Raw genomic sequence first — 3,158 nt, forward strand, 5'->3', positions numbered from 1 at the left:
ATATCGCACAAATCTGGGCGCAGGAATGGATCATGAGGTGTTCCATGCGGCAAATGGCCTGCGGGGTAGCGAACCGCGAGCGAACATACGTCCGCCGCAGCAAGGGCAGACGTCCAACGACTTGCCGGTGAGTTGATGATAGCGCAGGCGATAGTCGGCGGCGCTGTGGGCCGGCTCAGGCGGGGGCACGTCGAGCAGTTGCCGGCACAGGGCGAGCTTGGCGGCTCGTTGGCCGTTTGCAAGCAAGCCATAGTGGCGGATGCGGTGAAAGCCATCGGGCAGGCTGTGCAGCAGGAAGCGGCGGATGAACTCGTCCGCTGCCAGGAACATGGTCTTGGTCTTGCTATGGTGGCGGTAATCCTTCCAGCGGAACCCGACCTGCTGGCCATCGAGGTGAGTGAGCCGGCTATTGGTGATGGCCACGCGGTGGGTGTAGCGGCCGAGATAGGCCAAAACCTGCTCAGGCCCGCCAAAAGGCGGCTTCGAGTAGACGACCCAGCTGGCGCGCTTGAGTTCAGCGATTCGGTGAGCGAAGGCAGAAGGATCAACCAAGCCGGCAAGCTCGCCAGAGAAGCGCAATTGGCCGGCGGTAAAGGCGCTCTGCAAGGCTTGCAGGAACAGCCTGCGGAACAAGGCGGAGAGCACACGCACTGGCAGGAAGAAGCCGGGACGACAGCCGATCCAGCGGCTGCCATCGAGCGCGGGGCCGCCACCGGGGACGATGCAGTGGACGTGTGGGTGGTGCTGCAGGGTCTGGCCCCAGGTGTGCAACACCGCGATCAGGCCGATCTCCGCGCCGAGGTGTCGGGGATCGGCGGCGATCGTGCGCAGGGTCTCGGCTGCGGTCCTGAACAAGATGTCGTAGACGACAGCCTTGTTGTGAAAGGCGATCTCGGCGACCTCGGCCGGCACGGTGAAGACGACGTGGAAGTAGGGAACCGGCAAAAGCTCCGCCTGGCGCTGGGCGAGCCAGTCGGCTCGCGCCAGGCCCTGACACTTGGGGCAGTGCCGATTGCGGCAGGAGTTGTAGACGGGGCGCTGAAGACCGCAGTCATCACAGGCTTCGAGATGGCCGCCGAGCGCCGAGGTGCGGCAGGCCTCGATCGCAGCCATGACCCGACGCTCGACGCGACCAAGATGGCCGGCCCGTGCTTGCCGATAGGCCGCGCCGTGGCGACGGAATACGTCCGCCACCTCCAAGGCGGAGCGCATGGATGCCGATCAACCGGGCGGCATGACTTTGACTTGCAACTGGTCGAAAGGACTGACGGTGCGGCCGATCATGTCTGTCGAGACCTGAGCGTAGAGCGTTGTCGACGCCAAGCTGCGATGGCCAAGCAGCACCTGAATGATGCGAATGTCCGTGCCTGCCTCAAGCAGGTGAGTCGCGAACGAATGCCGTAGCGTATGTACGGTCACCCGCTTCTCGATGCCCAGGGCCTCGCAGGCCACACGACACGCGACGTGAAGCACCTGCGGGTCCATAGGACCGGAGCCGTCGCGGCGAGGAAACAGCCACTGGGCGGGCCGGGTCAGGCGCCAATAGCCACGCAGGATCTCCAGCAGCGGCGGCGACAACATCACGTAGCGGTCCCCGCCACCTTTGCCTTCCTCGACGCGAATAATCATCCGACGGCTGTCGATATCGGTGACCTTCAGCCGTGAAGCTTCCAGAGCGCGAAGACCCGCAGCATACGCTGTCGTCAGCGCGACCCGGTTCTTCACTCCGTTCACGGCTTCGAGGAAGCCGACCACCTCGTCGGCGCTCAGCACGACAGGCAGCTTGCGCGGCGCACGAGCGTAAGAGATCCGCTCAGGCAGATCCGTCCTTCCCAACGTCACGCCGAAGAAGAACCGCAGGGCGCACACTGCCTGGTTTAGCGCGCCCCAAGTGACCCTTCGGCTGACCAAATGCAGCTGATAGGTGCGAACTTCTTCGTATCCGAGCTGATCCGGCGACCGTTTAAAGAAACGGCTGAACTTTGCGACATGGTGGATGTAGGATCGCTGCGTTGCCGGCGACAGATTGCGGACCGTCATGTCCTCGATCATGCGTCGACGTAGAGGGCTCAACTCGGCCATCTGGGGTTCTCCTGTCTGAAAGGTTGGCTCGACACCAAACTTTGTCAGACAGGGGCCTCCTCACGCCAAGGCTGCTCGCCTCCTACCGCGATAGCGGTTTAGTTCAATCTGATTTGCCTCTCAATGGGAATCCCAAGCCGTTAAATTGTCACTACAGCCTAGATCCTAGTTCCTCGACACAGAGGTTTTGACCGGTTGGGCTAGCGTAAGAGCGGCAGATGCTCGGGATCGATCAGCAGCTCAATGCTGCGGGCGACGCCGGGCTTTCGAGTGATGAGGCCGGCGCGCTCGAGGGTGAGCACCATCTGGTGGACGGTCGGCGGAGTGACCTGGAAGTGGCGCTGGACATCTGCCTCTGCCGGCGGGCGGCGGAAGATCCGACCATAGGCATAGATGAAGGCGAGATACTGCCCCTGCTTTTCGGTGAAGGTGGAAGCCGCCGAAGCCATGCCAAACAATTGATTCATCGATTGATTCGTCTGGCCGCCTCGAATCGCGAGGAGGCTGCAATGAACATACGCTACCACGTCGACCTCACCGAAGCCGAACGCAGCGAACTGACCGGGAACGGCGGCAAACATTCGGCGCGCAAGCTCAAACGTGCGCAAATTCTGCTCGCCGCCGACGCCGGTCAAAGCGACGCCTCGGTCGAGGCCGGCATCGGTGTCGGCGGCTCCACCGTCTACCGCACCAAGCGGCGCTTTGTCGAAGACGGGCTGGAGGCGGCGCTAAGCGAGGAGCCGCAGCCGGGCGCCGAACGCAAGCTTACCGGCAAGGAAGAGGCGCTGCTGATCGCCACTGCCTGTTCGGCTCCGCCCAAGGGCTGCGCCCACTGGACGCTGGAACTGCTCGCCGGCGAGATGGTCAGCCTCACCGAGCACGGCAGTCTGTCGCGCGAGACGGTGCGATGGCGTCTGGCCGAGAACGACCTGAAGCCCTGGCAAAAGAAGATGTGGTGTATCCCCAAGGTCGACGCCGAATACGTCGCGCGCATGGAGGACGTGCTCGACCTCTATGCCGAAGCTCCTGATCCCCGGCGACCGGTGGTCTGTTTCGATGAGAGCCCGACCCAGCTC

General features: G+C 63.2%; 4 protein-coding genes. 1 reads left to right on the forward strand and 3 read right to left on the reverse strand.

All coding sequences use genetic code 11. From position 1 onward, the window contains the following. Window positions 1–30: 30 nt before the first annotated feature. The 3 genes from EOA33_RS29645 to EOA33_RS29655 form a co-directional block, all read right to left on the reverse strand. The gene (locus EOA33_RS29645) at window positions 31–1,212 is read right to left on the reverse strand and encodes an IS91 family transposase (protein WP_127407254.1); all 1,182 of its coding nucleotides are present in this window, start codon (window positions 1,210–1,212) and stop codon (window positions 31–33) included. Between the two features lie 9 nt (window positions 1,213–1,221). Further along, window positions 1,222–2,082 carry a site-specific integrase gene (locus EOA33_RS29650; protein WP_127407255.1) on the reverse strand — a complete coding sequence of 287 codons (861 nt, stop codon included), beginning with the start codon at window positions 2,080–2,082 and terminating at the stop codon, window positions 1,222–1,224. A gap of 200 nt (window positions 2,083–2,282) precedes the next feature. Further along, on the reverse strand, window positions 2,283–2,549 hold the full coding sequence (locus EOA33_RS29655) for a helix-turn-helix domain-containing protein (RefSeq protein WP_127407256.1): 267 nt from the start codon (window positions 2,547–2,549) through the stop codon (window positions 2,283–2,285). 42 nt (window positions 2,550–2,591) lie between these two features. Between EOA33_RS29655 and EOA33_RS29660 the strand changes: the two genes are divergently transcribed. Continuing rightward, window positions 2,592–3,158, forward strand: a 567-nt coding sequence (locus EOA33_RS29660; protein WP_127407257.1) for an IS630 family transposase, incomplete at its 3' end; no start/stop codon positions are given.

The sequence above is a fragment of the Mesorhizobium sp. M4A.F.Ca.ET.050.02.1.1 genome (assembly GCF_003997725.1).
Classification (GTDB): Bacteria; Pseudomonadota; Alphaproteobacteria; order Rhizobiales; family Rhizobiaceae; genus Mesorhizobium.

What these genes read in the sequence shown, in the direction of transcription:
- EOA33_RS29655 (WP_127407256.1), bottom strand. Translation starts at nt 2,549, where the DNA reads ATGAATCAATTGTTTGGCATGGCTTCGGCGGCTTCCACCTTCACCGAA.
- EOA33_RS29645 (WP_127407254.1), bottom strand. Translation starts at nt 1,212, where the DNA reads ATGCGCTCCGCCTTGGAGGTGGCGGACGTATTCCGTCGCCACGGCGCG.
- EOA33_RS29650 (WP_127407255.1), bottom strand. Translation starts at nt 2,082, where the DNA reads ATGGCCGAGTTGAGCCCTCTACGTCGACGCATGATCGAGGACATGACG.